We start from the raw sequence: 21161 nt of genomic DNA, 5'->3' as shown, positions 1-21161 counted from the left end.
TCATCGTCTCCTTCTCGTCGCCGTGCCGAGCACGGCCAGCGACCTGCGGATGACGCTACCGCGTGCGGCGAGCGCCTCCGAAGCCCCGGGTTCGGTCCGCGCGAACGAGATGAGCATCCCGAGCGCCCCCATCGTCGTGATGAGCGCCGAACCGCCGGCCGACACCAGGGGCAGCGGCACGCCGATCACCGGCAGCAGGCCGATCACCACCCCGATGTTGACCAGTCCCTGTCCCACGATCCAGCACGCCACGGCCGCCGTCGTGACCTTGACGAACGGGTCCTCGTGCCGCCGCACGATGCGGCTCGTCGCCAGCCCGAGGACCGCGAACAGGCCCAGCACGAGCAGCGTGCCGAGCAGGCCGAGCTCCTCGCCGATCACGGCGTAGATGAAGTCGTTGTGCGCCTCGGGCAGGTAGGACCACTTCTCGCGGCTCGCGCCGAGCCCCACGCCCCACAGTCCGCCCGTGCCGAGGCCGAACAGCCCGTGCAGCGACTGGTAGCACTCGCTCGACGCGTCGCAGTCGGCGCCGTAGGTGGCCAGGATGCGGTCCAGGCGATCCCGGCTCTCCTGCAGTGCCACGAACGCGTAGCCGACGGCGGCCGCCGCCACGGCGCCCAGGCCGAGGAGCCCGGCGGGCACACCGGCCACGATGAACGCACCGGCGACGAGCAGCCCGATGACGATCGCCGTGCCGAGGTCGCCGCCCGCCAGCACCAGCCCGAGCACGACGACGGCGCCGGGCACCGCGGGCATGATCGCGTGCGACCACGAGCCCAGCAGCGCCTGCTTGCGGCCGAGCACGGTGCCGAGCCAGAGCGCGAGGGCGAGCTTGGCGAGCTCGGACGGCTGGAAGCTGACCGGCCCGAGGACGAGCCAGTTCTGCTGCCCGTTGCGGATCTCGCCGAGGAAGATCACCAGGAGCAGCAGCGCGACCGCGACCAGCAGGGCGGGCAGGGCGAGGCGCTTGTACCAGCGCACGGGCACACGCGTCGCGACGAGCATGACGGGGACGCCCATGAGCGCGTACTGCGCCTGGGTGAGGAAGTCCCGGTACGGCGAGTCGCCGTCGGCGATGGAGGTGACCGCGGAGCTGGACAGCACCATGACCAGCCCGATCACGGTGAGCAGGCCGGTGGCGCCGACGAGCAGGAAGTAGCTCGTCACGGCGTTGTTCCACTGGCCCAGCCACTCGCGCTCGCCGCGGGTGCGCCTGGCCGAGGACGTCGTCGCCATGCTCCCCCCTCGCTTCGTCGGTGACGGTGACCGGCTCCGTCAGGTGGTGTCCCGGGTGGTATCGGGCGCGCCCGCTCCCGCGTCGTCGTCCGCCGCCTCCTGGCGCACCGCGGCGGCGAACGCCTCCCCGCGCGCCGCGTAGGAGGCGAACTGGTCCATCGACGCGCCGGCGGGAGCCAGCAGCACCGTGTCTCCCGCCCGGGCCAGGCCGCGGGCGGCGGACACGGCCCGCCGCATCACGGTCCCAGTGTCGCCGGGATCGATCCGGACCACGGGGATCTGGGGCGCGTGTCGCGCGAGCGCGCCCGTGATCGGGCCGGCGTCGGCCCCGATGACGACGGCGGCCCGCAGGCGGTCCGCGCGGCCGGCGACGAGCTCGTCGAAGTCGGCGCCCTTGGCCAGCCCTCCGGCCACCCACACGACCGTGCCGTGCGGGAACCCGGCGAGCGACGCCGCGGCGGCGTGCGCGTTGGTCGCCTTGGAGTCGTTCACGTACGCGACGTCGTCGATCTCCGCGACGCGCTGGATCCGGTGGTCGCCCGGCGTGAAGGCGCGCAGCCCGTCGCGTACCGCGGCGGCGGGGACGCCGTGCGCGCGGGCGAGCGCGGCGGCGGCGAGGGCGTTCGCGACGACGTGCGCGGGCGGGGTGCCGCCGCCGGCCAGGTGCGCGAGGTCCGCGAGCGTGCCGAGCTCGGCGGCGGACCCGTGGCGCGCCGGGTCGTCGGCGGGCAGGTGGAAGGCGCGGTCGACGAGGACGTCCTCCACGAGGCCGACGTCGCCGGGTCCGGGCACGCCGGCGACGAACCCGACGGCGCGGGCGCCCTCGGCGACGTCGGCGGCGCGGACGAGCTCCTCGGTGCGCGGGTCGGTCTTGTTGTACACGCACGCCACCTGGACCCGCTCGTAGATCCGGCCCTTGTCCGCGGCGTACGCGTCGAACGAGCCGTGCCAGTCGATGTGGTCGGGGGCGATGTTGAGCACGGCCGCGGCCCGGGGCGACATCGTGTGGGTGTGGTGCAGCTGGAAGCTGGACAGCTCGACGGCGAGCACGTCGAGTTCCGGGTCGAGCACGGCCTCGATCAGCGGGCGGCCCACGTTCCCGACCGCCGCGGACCGCAGCCCGGCGGCCGTGAGGATCGAGTCGAGCATCTCGACGGTGGTCGTCTTGCCGTTGGTGCCGGTGACGGCGAGCCAGGGCGCCGGGCGGGGACCGGCGCCGTCCGACCCGAGCGCCGGGCGGGGACCGGCGCCGTCCGACCCGAGCGCCGGGCGGGGACCGGCGCCGTCCGACCCGAGCGCCGGGCGGGAACCGGCGCCGTCCGACCCGAGCGTCTCCTTCACCCGCAGCCGCCACGCCAGCTCGATCTCGCTCCAGACGGGGATCCCGGCCGCGCCCGCGGCGACGAGCAGCGGGGACGACGGCGGCCAGCCGGGCGAGGCGACGACCAGGTCCGCGTTCGCGATCAGGCCGGCCACGACGTCGTCGAGCGCCCGGGACTCCCCGGGCGGCGGGAGACGCACGTCGGCGTCGTCGGCCCGCGCGTCGACGGTGACGACGCGCGCGACGCGGCCGGCCAGGGCCGCCGCCACGGCGCGGCCGGTGACGCCGTACCCGGCGACGACGACGCGCGCGCGCCCGAGCGGCACGGCGGGCTCGACGACGGGCGGGCCCGCCTCCGCCGCGGACCCCGCCCGGCCGCCGTCGTCGGGCAGGGTCACGACACCACCCATTCGGCGTAGAAGATGCCCATCCCGAGCGCCGCGAAGAGCCCGGCGATCAGCCAGAACCGGATGACGATGGTCACCTCGCCCCACCCGGACAGCTCGAAGTGGTGGTGCAGCGGCGCCATCTTGAAGGCCCGCTTCCCGGTCAGCTTGAGCGAGCCGATCTGGATCGGCACCGAGGCCACGATGATGACGAACAGACCGCCGATGATCACCGCGAGGAGCTCGGTGCGGGACAGGATGGACAGGCCCGCGAACGCGCCGCCGAGCGCGAGCGAGCCGGTGTCGCCCATGAAGATCTTCGCGGGGTTCGCGTTCCACCACAGGAAGCCGAAGCAGGCGCCCATCACGGCGGCGGCGATGATCGCGAGGTCCTGCGGGTCACGGACCTCGTAGCAGCTCGGCCCGGCGGCGGCGAGCCGCTGGCAGGACTGGTTGAGCTGCCAGATGCCGACCAGCACGTACGCGCCGAACGTGATCAGGGAGGCGCCCGTGGCGAGGCCGTCGAGGCCGTCCGTGATGTTCACGGCGTTGGACCAGGCCGCGACCAGCAGGTTCGCCCAGATGACGAAGAGGATCAGGCCGACGGTCGCGCCGAAGAACGCCAGGTCGATGTTCGTGTCCCGCAGGAACGAGATCTTCGTGGACGCCGGCGTGCGGGAGTGCTCGTTCGGGAAGCCCAGGGCCAGCACGGCGAACGAGATGCCGACGAAGCCCTGGCCGATCAGCTTGGCCCGCGCCGTCAGCCCGAGGGAACGCTGCTTGCGGATCTTGGTGAAGTCGTCGAGGAAGCCGATGAACCCGAGACCCACCATGAGGTACAGGCACAGCAGCGCCGACACGCTCGGCGGCCGCTGGCTGACCAGCATCGACACCGCGACCCCGACGACCGTGCCCACGATGATCACGACGCCGCCCATCTGGGGCGTGCCGCGCTTGGTGAAGTGGGCGGTGGGCCCGTCCTGGCGGACGAACTGGCCGTAGTTCTTGTGGATGAGGAAGCGGATGAACAGCGGTGTGCCGAACAGGGACACGATCAGCGCGGCGGCCGCGCTGACGAGGATGGCGATCAACGGGCGGCCTCCCGCCCGGCCGGCGCCGCGATCTTCTCGCCGGTCCCGGCGAGATGGTCGCCCAGGCGCCAGAGCCCGGACCCGAGTGACGACTTGACGAGCACCACGTCACCCGGACGGAGTTCCCCGTCCAGATAGTGCGCCGCCGCTTCGATGTCCGGCACGAACACCGTCTCCTCCCCCCAGGAACCCTCCTGGGTAGCTCCCTCATGGATGTGGTACGCCCCCTCGCCCACCACGACGAGGAGCTTGATGTTGAGCCGGACGGCCAGCAGGCCGACGTCGTGGTGCGCGACCCGCGAGTCGTCGCCCAGCTCGAGCATCTCCCCGAGCACGGCGACGGAGCGCCGCTCGCGCCCCGCCAGGATCGCGAGCGCCTTGAGCCCGGCCCGCATCGAGTCCGGGTTGGCGTTGTAGGCGTCGTCGACGACCGTGACGCCGTCGGGCCGCTCGGTCACGGCCATGCGGTGCGGGCTCGCCGGCCCCGCCTCGGCGAGCCGCCCGGCGATGGTGGCCGGGTCGAGGCCGAGGCGCAGTGCGACCGTGGTGGCGGCGAGCGCGTTGGACACGTGGTGCTCGCCCACGAGGGCGAGCCGCACCGGGGCCTCGGCGGGTTCCCCGGACCCGGTCACGGACGGGTGCACGCGCAGCGTGAACGACGCGCGCCCGTCGGGCCCGGTCGTCACGTCCTGCGCGCGCACGTCGGCGGAGGGGATCGTGCCGAAGGTGACGACGCCGGTGCCGGCCGCGCGGTCGACCCGCTCGGCCATCGCGGCGACGCGCATGTCGTCGGCGTTCAGCACCACGGTGCCGCCCGGGAGGGTGCCCTCCGCCATCTCGCCCTTGGTCCGCGCGATCATGTCGACGCTGCCGAACTTCCCGACGTGCGCCACGCCGACGGCGAGCACGACGCCGACCTCGGGCGGGGCGATCGAGGTGAGGTACGCGATGTTGCGCGGCGCGTCGGCCCCCATCTCCAGCACCAGGAACCTCGTGTCGGGCGTCACCTCCAGCACCGTCATCGGGAGCCCGACCTCGTTGTTCAGCGAGCCGGCGGGCAGGATCGTGGCGCCTTCCGGCCGCAGCAGCGCCCCGATCAGGTCCTTCGTGGTGGTCTTGCCGACGGAGCCGGTCACCGCCACCACCCGCAGGTCCGGGTTCACCTCGCGGACCCGCGCCAGCACGTGCCGGGCGAGGTCGCCGAGCGCGCGCTGCGGGTCCGGCGTCACGACGACGGGCACGCCCGCGCCGGGCAGTTCCCGCGCGGCGAGCACGACGACGGCGCCGGCCGCCACGGCGGACGGCACGAACTCGTGGCCGTCCGCGGACTCACCCTCCCAGGCGACGAAGAGCGAACCGGGCTCCGCCTTCCGCGAGTCGGTGACCACCGGTCCGGTCACGCGTGCGTCCGGGTCCCCGTGCAGCGTTCCCCCGGTGGCTGCGACGACCTGCGCCGCAGTCAGCTCGATCATGCTCCGCTCTCCCTCTCATGCTTCGGCCGCATAGGCCGGCCCGTCCCCTCATGCTTCGGTCGCATGGACCGGCCCTCGCTCTCGTGCTCCTGCCGCGCCGCCAGGGCCGCGCGCGCCTCCTCGCGGTCGTCGAGGTGGTGGTCGACGCCCGCGACCTCCTGGATGGTCTCGTGGCCGCGGCCGGCGACCAGGACGGTGTCGTCCGCGCCGGCGGAGGTGATCGCGCGCGCGATCGCGTCCGCCCGGTCGGCGATCTCGGTCAGCTCGACGTCCCGGCCCAGGCCGGCCAGCGCCGCGCGGGCGCCGTCGAGCACGGCCGCGCGCACGGCCGCGCGGTCCTCGCCGTGCGGGTCGTCGTCGGTCACCACGACGACGTCGGCGCCGCGCACGGCGGCCGCGCCCATGAACGGGCGTTTGCCGGGATCGCGGTCCCCGGTCGCGCCGAACACCACCGACAGGCGGCCCTTCGTCGTGGGACGCAGCGCCGAGAGCGCGAGCTCGAGCGCCTCGGTGTTGTGCGCGAAGTCCACGACGACGCGCGGCGAGGTGGCCAGCACCTCCATCCGGCCCGGCACGGTCGCGGTGAGGCCGTCCACCGCCCGGAGCGCCTGGTCGACGGCGTCCACGTCCGCCCCCGACTCCAGCACCATGACGGCGGCGAGCGCCGCGTTGGCGACGTTGTAGCCGCCGGGCAGCGCGGTGCGGGTGCGCAGGGTGCGGCCGTCGCGGTGGGTGAGGGTGAAGGCGGAGCCGGTGCCGTCGGGCGCGACACCGGACACCGTCCAGTCCGCGCCGGGGTCGAGCGGCCGGACGCCCGTGCCGGTGGAGAGGGTCGCCACGGGCACCTCGGCGCGGCGCGCCATCTCGGCGCCGTGCTCGTCGTCGACGACGACGACGCCGCGGCGGGACCGGGCGGGCGTGAACAGCTCGGCCTTGGTGGCGAAATAGGTCTCCAGGTCGCCGTGGAAGTCCAGGTGGTCCTGCGTGAGGTTGGTGAACCCGGCCACGTCGTAGACGACGCCGTCCACCCGGTGCTGCGCGATGGCGTGCGAGGACACCTCCATCGTGAGGGCCTCGACGCCGTCGGACACCATGGCCGCGAGGACGGCCTGCAGGTCGGCGGCCTCGGGAGTGGTGAGCACGCTCGGCAGGACCCGGTCGCCGGAGCGGGTCTCCACGGTGCCGACGAGGCCGCACCTGCGGCCGAGCGCCCGCAGCACGTGGTCGAGCTGGTAGGTGGTGGTGGTCTTGCCGTTGGTGCCGGTGAGGCCGAAGGTGACGAGGCGTTCGGCGGGCGCGCCGTACACGTGGGCGGCGGCGGGTCCGGCGGCGGCGCGAGGGTCGGCGACGACGAGGACGGCCGGCCGCGCGGACGTGGTCGCCTCCGCCTCCAGGAGCGCGGCCCCGGCGGGGTCGGTCAGGACGGCGGTGGCGCCGCGGGCGACGGCATCGGCGGCGAACCGGGCTCCGTGCACGCGCGCGCCGGGCAGGGCGACGAAGAGGTCTCCCGGCCCGGCGGCACGGTTGTCGGAGACGACGCCCGTGACCTCGGCGTCCGTGTCCGGAGCCGGTGCTCCGAGGGCCGCCGCCAGGTCGCTCGCCCGACGTGGTGTCACATGATCCGGGCGGATCCGAGCTTGCGGGGATGTCACGGGGTAGAACCTACCGTCTGCGGGCGAGGCTGCCGTACGCAGCGGTGTTCGGCGGACCAGGTCACGGCTCGTGCCGCGGTGCCGGCACCAGGTTCTGCGCGGCCGATCGAGATCCTCACCACGTCGTCCTCAGCGGCCGGTACTTCTCGTCGCTCGGCGGGACGTCCATCTTCTGCAGGGTGAAGCCCATGACGTCGCTGAACACCGGTGCGGCGACCTCGCCCCCGTAGATGCTGCTCTGCGGGGAGCGGAGGAACACACCGACGGTGTAGCGGGGGTCGTCGGCGGGCGCGACGCCGACGAACGACGCCATGTAGGTCTGCTGCCCGTTCTCGAGCCACATCTGCGCGGTGCCGGTCTTGCCCGCGACGCGGTATCCCGGCACCTTGGCGTTGGCCGCGGTGCCGTCGTCGTCGGTGACGGCCTCCATCATGTGCAGGAGCGTGTCGGCCGTGTCGGTGGAGATGACGCGCTCGCCGTCGGGGCGCTGCGCCGGCGTCTCGGTGCCGTCGTCGTCCGTCGTCCCGGCCAGCAGGGTGGGCTGCGTGCGGATGCCGCCGTTCGCGACGGTGGTGAACACGCTGGTCGCCTGGATGGCGTTGACCGCCAGGGCCTGGCCGAAGAGCACCGTGTCGCGGGTGCGCAGGTCCCACTGCTCGACGTCGTCGGGCGGCATGAGCCCCACCGACTCCCCGGGCAGGCCCAGCCCGGTCGGCTGCCCGAACCCGAACTTCGTCAGGTAGTCCTGGCGCGTCTGGAGCGGGATCTTCTCGCCCACCATGACGGTGCCCACGTTCGAGGACTTCGCGAGCACCCCGGTCAGCGTCAGGCGCTCGACGGCGTGCTCGTGGGAGTCGGTGAACGTCTGGCCGGACGGCGCCGTCCACCGGTACGGCACCGTGAACCGCGAGCCCGGCTTCCAGACGCCCGTCTCCAGCGCGGCGGCCATGGTGACCACCTTGCCGGTGGAGCCCGGCTCGAACACGGCGGTGACCGCCTTGGAGGGCTCGGCGACGGCCGCCGTGGAGCGGTCGTTCGGGTCTGGTGCGTCGGAGTCGGCGAGCGCGACGACCTCGCCCGTGCGCACGTCCTGCACGACGGCGATGCCGTACGCCGCGCCCGTGTCACGGACGGCCTGGTCGACGGCGTCCTGTGCCTTCCACTGCACGTCGTGCACGAGCGTGAGGCGCACGTCGTCGCCCGGGACGGCCGGCGTGTACTCCTGGTCGGCGGCCGGGATGCGCAGGCCGTCGCGTGATCGTTCGTACGTCTCCGAGCCAGGCGAGCCCGCCAGGACGTCGTCGTACGCGGCCTCGATGCCGGCCCGGCCGGCCTGCTCGCCGTCGACGAATCCCAGCAGTCCCGCCCCGACCGTGCCGGCCGGGTAGGTGCGCTTGCTGACGAGGTCGGTGCGGATGTAGGCGCGCAGGCCGAGCTCCGCGATCGCGCGCTGGGCGCGCGGCACCACGTCCTTGGCCAGCACCACGTACCGGGTGTCACCCACCAGCTTCGCGGCGAGCTCGGCGTCCGGGATGCTCAGCACCGGACCGAGGAGCTGGGCCACGCCCAGGGCGCCGTCCTGGACGGGCTCGCCGCGCGAGTCGACGCGGCCGTGCCCGCGGAAGTCCTGGATGGCGACCGGATCCGCGACGACGGTGTAGCGGTCGACCGAGGTGGCCAGCACCACACCGTCGGCGTCGGTGATGTCGCCGCGGTGCGCGGGCGTGACGGCGGTGGCCAGGCGCGCGGCCTGCGCGTCCGCCGCCAGCTCGGGCCCCTGGATCACCTGCACCTGCACCAGCCGCGCCACGAACACCAGCACGATCACCGCGGTGGCGCCGATCAGCCAGCGCTGCCGGATCTCGGGGCGGCCCGGGGCGGGGCGCGCGGGGGTGTAGCGGCGGCCCTCCAGCGGGGCCGGGCGGCGCGCGCCGGCGGCGCCGCGGGTGCTCGCCGACGTCTTGCGCCGGGCGTCCGGCGGGGCCTGGAGCCCGAGCCGGGAGGCGGTGGCGGGCTTCTTCCGCGGCGCGGGCTTCCTCCTGCCCGACGGCGGCCGCCCCGACTCCCTCCCGCGTGACGGTTCGCGCGGGGCGGGCTTCCGGGCAGGCGCCGCGTTGCCGGCGCGCTGCGGGGTCGCTCTGCCGGTGCGCTGCGGCTTCGCCGAGTTCTTCGCGGTCGGGTTCCTCGCCGCCGAGCCCTTCGCCGTCTTCTTCGGGGCCGCCCCGCGCCCCGGCGGCGTCGTCCGCCGGGGCGCGGGCGAGCGCCGCGGCTCCCGCGGCGCCGTCACTTGTCGTTCCCCTGCACCACCTTGCCGGTCTCGACCGAGAACATGGTCGGGTTCTCGGCGGGGACCATCCCGTAGGAGCGGGCCGTGGCGGCGAGGTCCGTCTCGGCCTGCGCGATGTCCTCCTGGAGACCCTGCACGTCCTGGGCGGTGCGGCCCACGTCGCTCTGCAGCCGCGCCATCTCGTACGAGCCCCGCGCGAGCGTCGTGTTCAGCACCAGCGCGGTGACGAGCGCGCCGAGCAGGATGGTGACGCACAGCACGAGGAACGGGACCTTGGACCGGGCATGCAGGGGCGCACGGACGGCGTCGAACCGGCGGCCGGTCCGTCCGGCGCCGCCGGGGATCGCGGTCAGCGGCGGCCGGCGCTCGGGGCGTCCGGCCGGGCGCGACGGCGACCGGGTGGGTGCGGTAGTGGTCCGCGCGGCTGCGGCGCGTGCTGCGCTCATCGGCGGTCCTCCTTGCGTGCCTGGTTCTTTCGGGGGGTTCCGTGACCTGCCCGGGGACGCTCGTCGCGTGCCTCGCGCAGGTGGTCCGGGGTGGGGCGCAGGCGGCGGGCGGCCCGCAGGCGGACCGATGCGGAGCGCGGGTTGCGCTCCAGCTCCGGCCCGTCGGCGGTCTCCGCGCCACGGGTCAGCGCCTCCAGGTAGGGCCGGTGGGTCTCGGGCTCGACGGGCAGGCCGGCCGGGGCCGACGACGTCGTCCCGCGCTGCAGCGCCCGCTTGACGATGCGGTCCTCCAGCGAGTGGTACGACTCCACGACGATCCGACCGTCGACCGCCAGTGCCTCGATCGCCGCCGGCACGGCGCGCTCGAGCACCTCGATCTCGCCGTTCACCTCGATGCGCAGCGCCTGGAACGCGCGCTTGGCGGGATGTCCGCCGGTCTTCCGCGTCGCGGCCGGGATCGTGGCGCGCAGCAGGTCGACGAGGTCGCCCGAGCGTTCCCACGGCCGGGACTCGCGGCGCCGGACGATCGCCCGCGCGATCCTCGGCGCGAACCGCTCCTCGCCGTACTCCCGCAGGATCCGGGCGAGCTCGCGCTCGTCGTAGGTGTTGAGCACGTCGGCCGCCGTCTGCCCGCGGGTGGGGTCCATCCGCATGTCGAGCGGCGCGTCCTGGGCGTACGCGAAGCCGCGGCCCGCCTCGTCGAGCTGCAGCGAGCTCACGCCGAGGTCCATGAGCACGCCCTGCACGGCACCCGGCGTGGGGCCGCCGGCCGTGTGCGTGGCGACGACGGCGCCGATCTCGTCGTAGACCGCGTGCACCGGGGTGAACCGGTCCCCGAAACGCGCCAGGCGCGCTGACGCGAGCCGGAGGGCCTCCGGGTCGCGGTCGATGCCGATCACGCGCGCGGTGGGCACCTGCTCCAGGACGCCCTCGGTGTGGCCGCCCATGCCGAGCGTGCAGTCGACGAGCACGGAACCCGGCCCGGCCAGGGCCGGAGCGAGCAGGTCGACGCAGCGCTGCAGGAGGACGGGCAGGTGCCGGTCCGCCGCGTCGCCCGCGCGTTCCTCGGTGGTGTTCATCATGTCTCGTCCTCCTTCCCTTTTCGTTCCGTTCTCGTTGCTTGCCCGATTCTTTTGTTTTGCCCAGGTGCCGAGGGCCACCCCGGGTGGGCACGGCCGCCCGGTCAGGTCTCCCTCCGCGCTTCTGGCGCCGGGGAAGTGCGCCAGATTTCGCGGGAGGAGGCCTCACCGGACGGCCGGTGAACCCCGCCGCGGTCAGAAGCCGAGATCCGAGATCGTCTCCGCGATCTCGGCGTAACCCGCCTCCTTCTCCTCCGAGTAGGCCGCCCAGGTGTCCGCGTCCCAGACCTCCACGCGGGTGCCGACCCCGATCACGACCACGTCGCGACCCAGGCCCGCGTACTCGCGCAGGGGCCCGGGAATGGAGACCCGGCCCTGCTTGTCGGGCACCTCGTCCGAGGCGCTCGACAGGAACATCCGCAGGTAGTCGCGCGCCTGTTGGCTCGTCACGGGCGCGGAACGGACCTGCTCGTAGATCCGGCTGAACTCATCCATCGGGAGCAGGAAGAGGCACCTGTCCTGACCGCGGGTCATGACGAGGCCCCCGGCGAGACGGCCCCGGAACTTGGCGGGAAGGATGAGCCGGCCCTTCTCGTCGAGCTTCGGGGTGAACGTGCCGAGGAGCAGGCCCAGGCCCGCGAACCCGCCCGCCGGCAACCCGGCTGTCGCAGTGTCCACGGCTCGCACCTCCCCTCGCGCTCCCGCGGCCTCCACGCTACTCCACTTTGCTCCACATAGCCTGAGATTTGATCGCGGCAACTCGTGCAGGTAATGTCAATATGCAGGTCAAGAACATAAAGACGCGGTGGAGGAAATGGGGAACCCGCGCGTGTCCGTTCCGGGCATCGCGGTCTTCTCGGTGCGCGGGCGCCGGAACGGGCGCCGGGTGCGATCCAGGCGTTCGGCCGGGCCCGGACGCCCGCACGAAGAGACGGGGTGGGCGCCCGGCCGGAACCGGACACCCACCCCGTGGTCGTGTGAAGTTGTGCTTGATCATGCCGGATCAGACATGGTCGCACGCGATCGTTCAGGATCGCGCACCGGACGACACCGGCCGGGCGTCAGGGCGCCCCGCAGGCGGTTCCGCCGAGCCGGATGTCGTCGGCCGACGGCGCGGTGCCGTCCGGCATCGAGGCCACGAAGCCGACGGACGCCGACTCCCCGGGCGCCAGGTCGCTGTTCCACGACGGCGCCGTCGCCGTGACGGAGGTCCCGTCCTGGACGACGTCGGCGCCCCAGCCGCTGGAGATCCGGACTCCCGGCGGGAACGACCACTCGATCACCCACGGGTCGAGCGTCTCGGTGCCGGTGCTGGTCACCGTGACCTCTCCCTGGAAGCCGCTGCCCCACTCGTTCACGGCCCGCCACTCGGCCACGCAGTCCGGCGCCGGGGCGGTCCCGGTGGGATCCGGCGTGGGCGTGGGAGTCGGTGTGGGCGTGGGTGTCGGCTCGGGCTCCGTGGGCTCGTCGGTCGGCGTGGGATCGGGGGACGGTGCCGTCCCCGTGAACTCGCCGATGACGATGCCCCGCCCGTTCGTGCCGACGTAGACGCGGCCGAACACGTCGGGGTCGCCGGTGATGACCTGGCCCGTCCAGGCGAACTGGTGCTCGTCGTCATTGATCCGCACCCAGGAGGCCCCGGCGTCGTCGGACCGGAACAGGCCGCGCACGCCGTCCACCCGCGCCGAGACGTAGACGGCCGGGTGGTCGAACCCGGGGGCGGGGGCGCCGAAGCCGACGGCGTCGGCCTCGTCGATGCCGGGCACCCGCGTGAAGCCGGCTCCGCCGTCGGTGGAGTGCCACAACCCGTACGGGCCGCCCTCCGCGCTGCCGGCGACGAAGATCTCACCGGAGCGTCCGGGCACCGCGCCGAACCGGACCTCGCCGGTCGGCAGGCCGGAGGCGGCGGAGGCCGTGAAGGTCGCGCCACCGTCGTCGGACACGTAGAACGTGCCCCCCGCCATGGCGTAGAAGCGCTGCGGGTCCGTCCGGTCGGCCTCGACCCGCGCGCCGTCGGGCACGCCCGACGACGCCGTCCAGCTCGACCCGAGCGTCGTGGACACGTGCACGCCAGTACCGGTCGGGCTCCACACGATCCGCGAGCCGTCCGCGTTGATCGCGACCGTGCCCGGCCCGGTGACGCCGCCCGGCTCCTGCGCGGCCCACCACGAGTCACCGCCGGACGTCGACACGCCCAGGTGCCCGGCACCCTCCTGGTCGGACTCTCCGACACGCACCATCGTGTCCGGAGCGTCCTGCGCGAAGTCCACGCCGAGCACACCCGTCTGGTACGGCTGCGTGTAGTGGAAGCGATCCGGCACGGTGGTGACGTCGTCGTGCACGAAGCCACCGATGTCATACATCCCCGAGACGAGGTCCACGGCGCCGGGCGGGGCGGCGAGGTCCTGGACCGCCGTCTCCTCGATCCCCTGGGCGCGGACGGCGATGTCCACGGTCCCGCCCGAGTCCCATGCGGTGAGGTTCTCGCCGCCGTAGACGGTGGCGCCGGTGCCGTACAGGAAGCTGTCCGAGTCGAACGGGTCGATCTCGAAGGACTCGGTCATCCAGCCGAGCTTGGGGCTGGGGTTGTCCGGCGCGTCCTGATTGCCGAAGTCGAGCCAGGGTGCCCCGGAGATGTCGAGCGAATAGCGCAGAGTGCGCTGCGGGTAGGAGGCCCATTCCCAGATCGGGCTCCACGTCTCGCCGCGGTCGGTGCTGCGGTAGATCTGGATGTCCGGCCACCACGAGATCTGGCTGACGGCCATGATCGTGTCCGGGTCCTGCCGGTCGATCGTCAGGCCCGAGAAGCCGAAGTAGGCGTCCGGGTCGTCCGACGGCACAGGGCTGATCCGCGTCCAGTCGCCCGTGGCGGTGTCCATGCGCCAGACGTCGCCGAGCCCGCCGTCGTACGGGCCGCCCGTGTCCGACGTCGCCAGGTAGAGCTGGCCGCCCGCGGTGTCGAGCACCGCCTTGTGCGGGATGAAGCCCGTGGGCTGGCCGGGCACGCGCTCCCACGTGGAGCCCGCGTCGGTGGAGCGGTAGACGTTGTTCTCCTTGTCGGCCACGCCGACGTAGACGGTGCCCGACGGCGAGCCCGCGGGCACGCCGGCCGGATCGAACTCCACCCAGAGGACGCCTTGGTTGCTGGTGAGGTAGTCGTTCGGGTCCGACGGGTCCTGCACGTAGTTGCCTGGGTTGGGGAAGTTGCCGACCTCGGACCAGGTCACCCCGCGGTCGGTGCTGCGCCACAGCCCGTTCCCGCCCTCCGTGCCGAGGTACAGCACGCGCGGGTCGCTGGGGTCGACGGCGAGCCGCTCGCCCATGCCCCGGCCGGGCATGTTGCCGCCCACCTTGAACGGCAGGTCGGCCTTCTCCCAGGTCTCGCCCCGGTCCGAGCTGCGCAGGATCGCGCCGTTGTTCGGGTCCCAGGAGTTCGTGTAGGAGCCGACCATCGCATAGACGCGGTCCGCGTCGGTGGGGTCCGGGGCGATCGACAGGACGCCGCTGTGGCCCCAGTCGTCCCAGCCGACGTGGTCCAGCAGCGGAATCCAGCGGCCGGAACCGCCCTCGCGGCGGTACGCGCCCCCGACGTCGGTACGGACGTAGGCCAGGCCCTGCTCGGCCTCGCTGTACACGATGCCGGGAACGAAGCCGCCGCCGACGATCTCGACGTTGCCCCACTCGTAGTCGGCCTGCTGCGCGGTCACGCTCCCCGCGGTCGATGTGATGGACGCGGGCGGGCTCGCCGCCGCGGTGCTCACCGCGGCGGCGCCCAGCCCGGCCGCTCCGAGTCCCAACCCGGCAAGGGCTGCGACGACTGGCCGAAGTCTCATCCGTACTCACCTCTTCGTGCCGACACCTCAGGGACCCGCGGCCCCTGGCGGACACCGCTCTGTGCCCGGCACGGGCAACGTAGTTGAAGCGCTTCGACGACCGGAAGAGGGGCCGGGCGGCTCTAAACGGTTAGGTGAGCCCGTGGGTCTTCCCGGGCAGCACCGCCCCTTCAGTCCGCCTGAATCCCGGTGAAGCGGTACTCGCTTGTCCCGCGCGGCCTCGCGGCCCCACACTCGCCGTATGAGCACGGCCGGCACGACAGCGACCCCGCACGACGTCATCCGCCGGCCGGGCGGGTTCGTGGTGCTCCTGGTCGTCACCTTCCTCGCGCTGACGAACTACGCGGCGCTGCTGTCCGTCGTCCCCCTGTGGGCCGCCGAGGGCGGCGCCGGCAGCGCGGCGATGGGCGGTACGACCGGCGTCATGATGGCCGGGACGGTCGCCGCCCAGCTGGCCATGCCGTGGCTGTTCCGCCTGCTCGACCTGCGCGCGATGGTGGTGGTGGGCGCCGCGCTCCTGGGCGCGCCGACCCCGTTCTACCTGCTCACGCCCGATCTCCTGCCCGTCCTGGCCCTGTCCGCGGCGCGCGGGGCGGGGTTCGCGCTGGTCGTCGTCGCCGGCGGGACGCTGGTCGCCGAGCTCTCGGCGGCCGGCCGCTTCGCCCGCTCCGCCGCCCTCTACGGGACGTCGGCGGCCCTGCCCAATCTCGTCGCCCTGCCCGGCGGTGTCTGGGTGGCCGGAACCTGGGGGTTCGACGTCACCTTCTGGTTCGCGGGAGCCGCGTCCCTGGCCGGCGCCCTCATCGCCCTGGGACTACCCGGCCGCGACCGCGGGAGCTTCACGCTCCGGTCGCTCGCCGCCGCCCGGCACATCGTCCGGCCGATCGGGATCTTCCTCCTCGCCGCTGCCTCGTTCGGCGCCGCGACCACGTTCATCCCGGTCGCGGGGCCCGGCACACGAGACGTCGCGCTCGCCCTGCTGATCGCGTCGGTCGCGCTCGTGGCGGCACGGCTGGCCGCCGGGGCGGCGGGCGACCGGATCGGCACCGGACGGCTCCTCCTTCCCGCGGGCCTGACGTGCGCCGCCGGCGTCGCGCTCGTCGCCGTCTCCCTGGCCGGGGGTCCGTGGTTCCTCCTCGGCGCGTTCCTGCTCGGCGCCGGCTTCGGTGCGACGCAGAACGACTCCTTCGTCTCCGTGATGCGCGCCCTCGGCACCGGTCACCACGGCGCGGCCAGCACGATCTGGAACATCGCCTACGACGGCGGACTCGGCGCGGGCGCGTTCACGCTCGGGCTCGTGATCGCCGGTGCGGGCTACTCGGGAGCGTTCCTGGCACTGGCCGCCGCGATCGCCGTCGTCACCCTCGGGCTGGGCCGGGTGACGAACGCAACAGATTCCCGGCCACCTCCATTAGGCTGAACGGACACAGCGGACGCCCGGCGCGGCGTCCGAGACGTGACAGCTCCCCAGACCCGGGCCGACGGAGGTTTCCCCAGTGCAGCACGATCCCCACGCTCCCGGCCTGCTCCATCCCCAGCAGGCCGGCGGAGCTGCAGATGGCGGGACCGTTCGCCGCTTCGTCGACGCCGTTCCGCCCCCGCCGCCCGCCGTCCAGGACGGCCCCGGGAACGGCGCGGCGTCCGGCGACCCGGCCGCCCTGCTGGCCGACCTGGTGGACGCCACGAGCCGGGTGCGCGCCGCGATCGAGACGGTGGTGACGGGCAGGCCCGGCCTGGCGGACATCACGCTCGCGGTGCTGCTGGCCGAGGGACACCTGCTGGTGGAGGACGTGCCGGGGGTCGGCAAGACCACGCTCGCCAAGGCCCTGGCGCGCAGCATCGACTGCGCCGCCGGGCGGATCCAGTTCACACCGGACCTCCTGCCGAGCGACCTGACCGGCGTGAACATCTTCCGCAACGACAGCCACGAGTTCGAGTTCCGTCCCGGGCCGGTGTTCAGCAACATCGTCATCGGCGACGAGATCAACCGTGCCTCCCCCAAGACCCAGTCCGCCCTGCTGGAGTGCATGGAGGAGGGGCAGACCACGGTGGACGGCACCACCCACACGCTCCCCCGCCCCTTCCTCGTCGTCGCGACGCAGAACCCGGTCGAGATGGAGGGGACGTACCCGCTTCCCGAGGCTCAGCGGGACCGCTTCATGGCTCGCATCACGGTGGGCTATCCCGACACCGACGCCGAGCTGCTCATGCTGGAGCGGCAGGAGGCCACCACTCCGCTGAGCCACCTGGAGCCCGTCACCGACGGCGCGGCCATGCTCCGGTACGCGGCCTTCGTGCGCGGCGTCTACGCGTCGAGCTCCGTGAAGCGATACGTGCTCGCCCTGGTGGGCACCACCCGCGAGCACCCCGGGCTGCGGCTCGGTGCCTCACCTCGGGCATCGCTGCAGCTCCTCAAGGCGGCCAAGGCGATGGCCGCGATGGCGGGCCGCAACCACGTCCTGCCCGACGACGTCCAGCGCCTCGCCCGTCCCGTCATCGCGCACCGCCTCATCCTGACCACCGAGTCGCGTCTGGGCGGCACGACGGCCGAGCAGATGGTGGACGACATCGTCCGCCGCACGCCCGTGCCCGCGCTCGACCGATCCGACCGCCGCTGATGCCCCTGGTGGCCGCACTCCGGCGGCTCGGCCGCGTCCGGCTCACCGGCCGGGGGGTCGGAGCCTGCCTGATCGGCGTGGTGCTCACGCTCGTCGGCCTCCTGCTGTCCCTGCCCGATCTCGTGGCCACGGGCGCGGCGGCGTTGCTCGCCGTCGCGCTCGCCTGGTTCGTCACCGGGCTGCAGCGGCTCGACGAGGGGCGAGGCGCTCTCGTGGTGCACCGCCGGGTGACGCCGAGCCCGGTGGTGCGCGACGCGCGGACCGACGTGCATCTCGCGGTCTCCGCCGCCGCCCCCACGGGCGCCGCCTACGAGCGCCTCGCCCGCCTGCGGCTGTCGGAGCAGGCCGCCCACGAGCTCGCCGGGCACGAGGGCATCCGGGCGCGCGTGCACGCCCGCGCCGAACGGATCGACGTCACGTACTCCCTCACGCCGTCGCGCCGCGGCCACTGGCCGCTCGGTCCCCTGCTGACGTCCCGCACCGACGTGTTCGGCCTGGTCCGGGCGACCCAGCCGCTCGGCGGGACGACGGGTGTGGCGGTCTGGCCCCGCACGGTCGAGCTCGCCGTGCGCACCCGCACGCGCGGCGACGTCGACCGGGCGTCCACGGGCGGGAGACTGCAGTCGTCCGACGACGCCGTGCTGCGGGAGTACGTCCCCGGCGACGACCCCCGCCGGGTGCACTGGGCGAGCGCCGCGCGCCGCGGTCAGCTCCTGGTGCGCGCCGACGAGAGCGCCGGCGTGCGGCCGGTGAGCGTCCTGCTGGACCGCGGACTGCTTCCGCACCTCCAGGACGGGGCCGCCGCGGCGTTCGGCAGGCCGGCCGCGGTGAACGACGGCGAGTGGGCGGTCGACCTGGTCGCGTCGGTGGCGACGTCGTTCCTCGACGCGGGTCACCCGTCCCGCATCCTCGCCACGAGCGCGGCGCCGGCCGTCGACGGCGTGCGGTTCGTGCCGACCCGGTCCGCCCGGCACGTGCTGCTCGACACCTGCGTCGACCTGCAAGGCCACCGGGGCTCGGCGGAGGCCGAGCACGCCGCCGGAACCACGGCCCGGGCGCTCCGGCTCGCCCGCCGCCCGAGCGAGCTGCTGATCGCCGTCCTCGGGCCGCAGGGCCCGGACGCCCGGCGCGAGCTGGCCGCCCTGGGCACGGACGGCTCCTGCTGGGCGCTGCTCGTGACCCCGCGGGGCAAGGGGTACCGGCACGACGTCGAGGACACCGCCGCGGAGCTCACCGCCGCGGGCTGGCACGTGGCACAGTGCGAGGCCCGCACCGACATCGAGCGCGTCTGGGCGCTCCTGAGCGAGGGAACCGCATGATCCCGGCACATCACGGAGCACTCACGCGGACGGTCGTGAGCGGCGTCCTGGTCGCCGTCGCGACGATCGCGTCGATGTTCGCGCTCGGCGAGATCATCGAGCCAGGGGCCTGGACGCGGGCCGGCGTCGTCGGCGTGATCCTGGTCGCCGCGTGCACGAGCCTGACCCGGTGGGCCCTGCTGAACCGGGCGATGAACCGCGCCGGGCCCCGGCGCGAGACGGGCGGGGGCTCCGCACGGGAGTCCGCGGGCGACCACGCGGCCGAACGTGCCGCGGGGACGGTGTCCTTCCTGGCCACGCTCGTCGGCCTGGCGGTGGCGTCCTGGTACGTCCTGGCGCGGTACGGCACCGCCACGGGCGAGCTGACCCTGCTGGTCGGGGTGGACGAGTGGCGCTGGGTCCTCGACCGGTTCGCGATCGCCACGAACATCATGACCACGGAGCGCGCACCGGTCGAGGACAGCCTGCCCATCGGGATGGTCGCCGTCGGCGGCACGCTCCTGATGTTCCTCGTCGCCGACTCGCTCGCCGGGGCGCGGATGCCCGCGATGGCCGGGCTTCCCCTCCTGGTCCTGTGGACGCCGTCGCTGTCGATCATGGGGCGCATCCCGGCCGGGACGTTCGTCGTGGCGGTCACGGCGGCGCTGCTGCTGCTCACCCTCGACCAGTCCGGCTCCGCGTTCGTCCGGGGATCGAGCCGGGACGCCGCCGTCGCCCGGGCACGCCGCTCGCGGGCGTGGATCACCGCGGTCTCGTCCGTCGTCGTGGCGGTCCTCGCCCTGGGCACCGGCGCGGTGGTCGCGGCCGTTCCCGGCGTGGCCACCGGTTTCTCGCAGATCTTCCGCACGCAGGGGCAGTCCCTCGAGCTGTCGGACGAGTTCGACATGCGCGCCGGTCTGGGCGCGCGGTCCTCGGCCGAGGTCCTCAGCTACGAGATCTCCGACCCGGAGCAGCGCGGCCCGCTGCGCGAGCGGACGTTCACCGCCTGGGACGGCCGCCGGGTCAGCTGGGACCCGCGCGACGGCGGGCTGGTGGACGTCACGCCGGAGTCACGGCTCATGTCGGGGACGGAGAACCTCGCGGGCGGGTCCACGACGCTCGACGTGCGGATCTCGTCCGACCGGGACGGCCTGCTGCCGATCCCCGGCGGTCCGCGCCGGGTCATCATGCCCCCGGGCGACGACCGATGGCGCTGGGACCCGGTCCTCGACGAGGTCCGCAGCGACGGGCGGCTCACCGAGGGCACGCAGTACACGGTCGAGATGCTGGACCGTGGCCTGTCCCCCGAGGCGCTGCGGGCCGCCGGGGACGGCATGCCGGCGAGCGCCGACTACCTCGAGCTGGAGGAGACGGAGTTCCTCGCGGAGACCGCCGAGCTCGCGCGGGCGGTCACGGAGGGCGCGCGCACGCGCTACGACCAGGCCGTGGCGCTGCAGAACTGGCTGCACCACGAGGGCGGGTTCACGTACACCCCGGACACGGCGCCGGCCCGGACCAACGATGCCACCTGGGACTTCCTGACCGATCGGCAGGGATACTGCGTCCAGTTCTCGACGGCGTACTTCGTCATGGCCCGTTCGCTCGGCATCCCGACCCGGATCGGCGTGGGGTACCTGCCCGGCAGCGACGAGGACGGCGACGGCGTGTGGTCCGTCACCGGCCAGGACTCGCACTCGTGGCCCGAGGTGTGGTTCCAGGGCTTCGGGTGGGTCCGGTTCGAGCCGACGCCGCAGGTGCAGACCGGTCCGCTGCCCGACTACGCGAACCCCGTCGCCGCACCGGGCCCGGCGCCGACCGAGGTGCCGGAGGAGCGGCGCCCCACGAGCGTCCCGGAGGACGAGCCCGACGAGGAGCCCACGGCCGAGGCCGATCCGGCAGGGGGCGGCGCCGCGGGCCGGGGAGGCGTCAGCGAGTCGTTGCCCTGGGAGGTCTGGGCCGGTACGGCGGCGGGTGCGCTGGCGGTCTGCGCGGTGGGGCTGTGGCTGCTCCTCCGGCGCCGCCAGGACTCCGTGACGCTCGATCCCGAGCAGGCGTGGGAGCGGGTGGTGGCGCAGCTCGCCGAGCGGAACGTGGTGCTCGGGCCGTCGACGACCCTTCGGCAGGCGCCGGGCGAGATCGCGGAGCAGGTGCGGACCCGCACCGGGAACCCGCTGCCCGACGAGACCGCGGAGGGGATCGTCGCCCTCGCCCATGCCGCGGAGAACGAGCGTTACGCCCGCGAGTACATGTCGCCGTCACCGGCGCAGCTCGACGAACTCACGGCGACGGTCTCCGCGGGGATCTCGGAGACCCTCGGGAGCACGCCGGACACGGCAGCGGCCAGGGTCGGCGAGGTCCTGACCCAGGCCCTGCGCCGCTGAGCCCTCCGCGGGCTCTGCGGAAACCCGGCCCCGCACGCCGGGGTCCGGGGCAGAGCCCCGG

14 protein-coding genes are annotated in these 21161 nt (G+C 74.1%); 4 read left to right on the top strand and 10 right to left on the bottom strand.

All coding sequences use genetic code 11. The annotated features are described in order from the left end of the window. The 10 genes from ftsW to IIE03_RS12050 all read right to left on the bottom strand — a co-directional run bounded on the left by ftsW (position 1) and on the right by IIE03_RS12050 (position 14803). On the bottom strand, positions 1 to 1236 hold the full coding sequence (gene ftsW, locus IIE03_RS12095; protein ID WP_192863014.1) for a putative lipid II flippase FtsW: 1236 nt from the start codon (positions 1234 to 1236) through the stop codon (positions 1 to 3). A gap of 39 nt (positions 1237 to 1275) precedes the next feature. Further along, positions 1276 to 2955, bottom strand: a complete 1680-nt coding sequence (murD, locus tag IIE03_RS12090; RefSeq protein WP_318842948.1) for a UDP-N-acetylmuramoyl-L-alanine--D-glutamate ligase — start codon at positions 2953 to 2955, stop codon at positions 1276 to 1278. Further along, positions 2952 to 4034, bottom strand: a complete 1083-nt coding sequence (gene mraY / locus IIE03_RS12085; protein ID WP_192863012.1) for a phospho-N-acetylmuramoyl-pentapeptide-transferase — start codon at positions 4032 to 4034, stop codon at positions 2952 to 2954. Before mraY ends, murD begins: the two co-directional genes overlap by 4 nt. Continuing rightward, complete coding sequence (locus tag IIE03_RS12080; RefSeq protein WP_192863011.1) at positions 4031 to 5506, bottom strand: UDP-N-acetylmuramoyl-tripeptide--D-alanyl-D-alanine ligase; 1476 nt, start codon at positions 5504 to 5506, stop codon at positions 4031 to 4033. Before IIE03_RS12080 ends, mraY begins: the two co-directional genes overlap by 4 nt. Next, a complete protein-coding gene (locus IIE03_RS12075) occupies positions 5503 to 7158 on the bottom strand; it encodes a UDP-N-acetylmuramoyl-L-alanyl-D-glutamate--2,6-diaminopimelate ligase (protein ID WP_192863010.1) in 1656 nt (551 codons plus the stop codon). The genes IIE03_RS12080 and IIE03_RS12075 overlap by 4 nt, the downstream gene beginning before the upstream one ends. 115 nt (positions 7159 to 7273) lie before the next feature. Then, positions 7274 to 9445, bottom strand: a complete 2172-nt coding sequence (locus IIE03_RS12070) for a peptidoglycan D,D-transpeptidase FtsI family protein (protein ID WP_192863009.1) — start codon at positions 9443 to 9445, stop codon at positions 7274 to 7276. After that, positions 9442 to 9891, bottom strand: a complete 450-nt coding sequence (gene ftsL / locus IIE03_RS12065) for a cell division protein FtsL (protein ID WP_192863008.1) — start codon at positions 9889 to 9891, stop codon at positions 9442 to 9444. Before ftsL ends, IIE03_RS12070 begins: the two co-directional genes overlap by 4 nt. Further along, complete coding sequence (rsmH, locus tag IIE03_RS12060; protein WP_408632845.1) at positions 9888 to 10973, bottom strand: 16S rRNA (cytosine(1402)-N(4))-methyltransferase RsmH; 1086 nt, start codon at positions 10971 to 10973, stop codon at positions 9888 to 9890. Before rsmH ends, ftsL begins: the two co-directional genes overlap by 4 nt. Positions 10974 to 11165: 192 nt before the next feature. Next, the gene (gene mraZ, locus IIE03_RS12055; protein WP_192863083.1) at positions 11166 to 11597 is read right to left on the bottom strand and encodes a division/cell wall cluster transcriptional repressor MraZ; all 432 of its coding nucleotides are present in this window, start codon (positions 11595 to 11597) and stop codon (positions 11166 to 11168) included. Positions 11598 to 12031: 434 nt separating this feature from the next. Then, positions 12032 to 14803 (bottom strand): cellulose binding domain-containing protein, encoded by a 2772-nt coding sequence (locus tag IIE03_RS12050; protein WP_192863007.1) that lies wholly within the window; start codon positions 14801 to 14803, stop codon positions 12032 to 12034. A 241-nt stretch (positions 14804 to 15044) separates the two neighbouring features. Between IIE03_RS12050 and IIE03_RS12045 the strand changes: the two genes are divergently transcribed. From IIE03_RS12045 to IIE03_RS12030, 4 genes are all read left to right on the top strand, one after another. Continuing rightward, positions 15045 to 16223 (top strand): MFS transporter, encoded by a 1179-nt coding sequence (locus tag IIE03_RS12045; RefSeq protein ID WP_192863006.1) that lies wholly within the window; start codon positions 15045 to 15047, stop codon positions 16221 to 16223. Positions 16224 to 16461: 238 nt separating this feature from the next. Further along, positions 16462 to 17421 (top strand): AAA family ATPase, encoded by a 960-nt coding sequence (locus IIE03_RS12040; RefSeq protein WP_192863082.1) that lies wholly within the window; start codon positions 16462 to 16464, stop codon positions 17419 to 17421. After that, a complete protein-coding gene (locus IIE03_RS12035) occupies positions 17421 to 18740 on the top strand; it encodes a DUF58 domain-containing protein (protein ID WP_192863005.1) in 1320 nt (439 codons plus the stop codon). The genes IIE03_RS12040 and IIE03_RS12035 overlap by 1 nt, the downstream gene beginning before the upstream one ends. After that, the gene (locus IIE03_RS12030) at positions 18737 to 21100 is read left to right on the top strand and encodes a transglutaminase TgpA family protein (RefSeq protein ID WP_192863004.1); all 2364 of its coding nucleotides are present in this window, start codon (positions 18737 to 18739) and stop codon (positions 21098 to 21100) included. The genes IIE03_RS12035 and IIE03_RS12030 overlap by 4 nt, the downstream gene beginning before the upstream one ends. Positions 21101 to 21161: the final 61 nt, after the last annotated feature.

The sequence above is a fragment of the Myceligenerans pegani genome, assembly GCF_014892515.1.
Lineage (GTDB): Bacteria > Actinomycetota > Actinomycetes > Actinomycetales > Cellulomonadaceae > Myceligenerans > Myceligenerans pegani.
The sequence above is the reverse complement of the archived record's forward strand: the minus strand, read 5'-3'. Positions and strand labels throughout refer to the sequence as shown.

Excerpts from the sequence above, each read along its gene's own strand:
- ftsW (WP_192863014.1), bottom strand. The coding sequence starts at position 1,236 with ATGGCGACGACGTCCTCGGCCAGGCGCACCCGCGGCGAGCGCGAGTGG.
- IIE03_RS12080 (WP_192863011.1), bottom strand. The coding sequence starts at position 5,506 with ATGATCGAGCTGACTGCGGCGCAGGTCGTCGCAGCCACCGGGGGAACG.
- ftsL (WP_192863008.1), bottom strand. The coding sequence starts at position 9,891 with ATGAGCGCAGCACGCGCCGCAGCCGCGCGGACCACTACCGCACCCACC.
- rsmH (WP_408632845.1), bottom strand. The coding sequence starts at position 10,973 with ATGATGAACACCACCGAGGAACGCGCGGGCGACGCGGCGGACCGGCAC.
- IIE03_RS12050 (WP_192863007.1), bottom strand. The coding sequence starts at position 14,803 with ATGAGACTTCGGCCAGTCGTCGCAGCCCTTGCCGGGTTGGGACTCGGA.
- IIE03_RS12045 (WP_192863006.1), top strand. The coding sequence starts at position 15,045 with ATGAGCACGGCCGGCACGACAGCGACCCCGCACGACGTCATCCGCCGG.
- IIE03_RS12035 (WP_192863005.1), top strand. The coding sequence starts at position 17,421 with ATGCCCCTGGTGGCCGCACTCCGGCGGCTCGGCCGCGTCCGGCTCACC.
- IIE03_RS12030 (WP_192863004.1), top strand. The coding sequence starts at position 18,737 with ATGATCCCGGCACATCACGGAGCACTCACGCGGACGGTCGTGAGCGGC.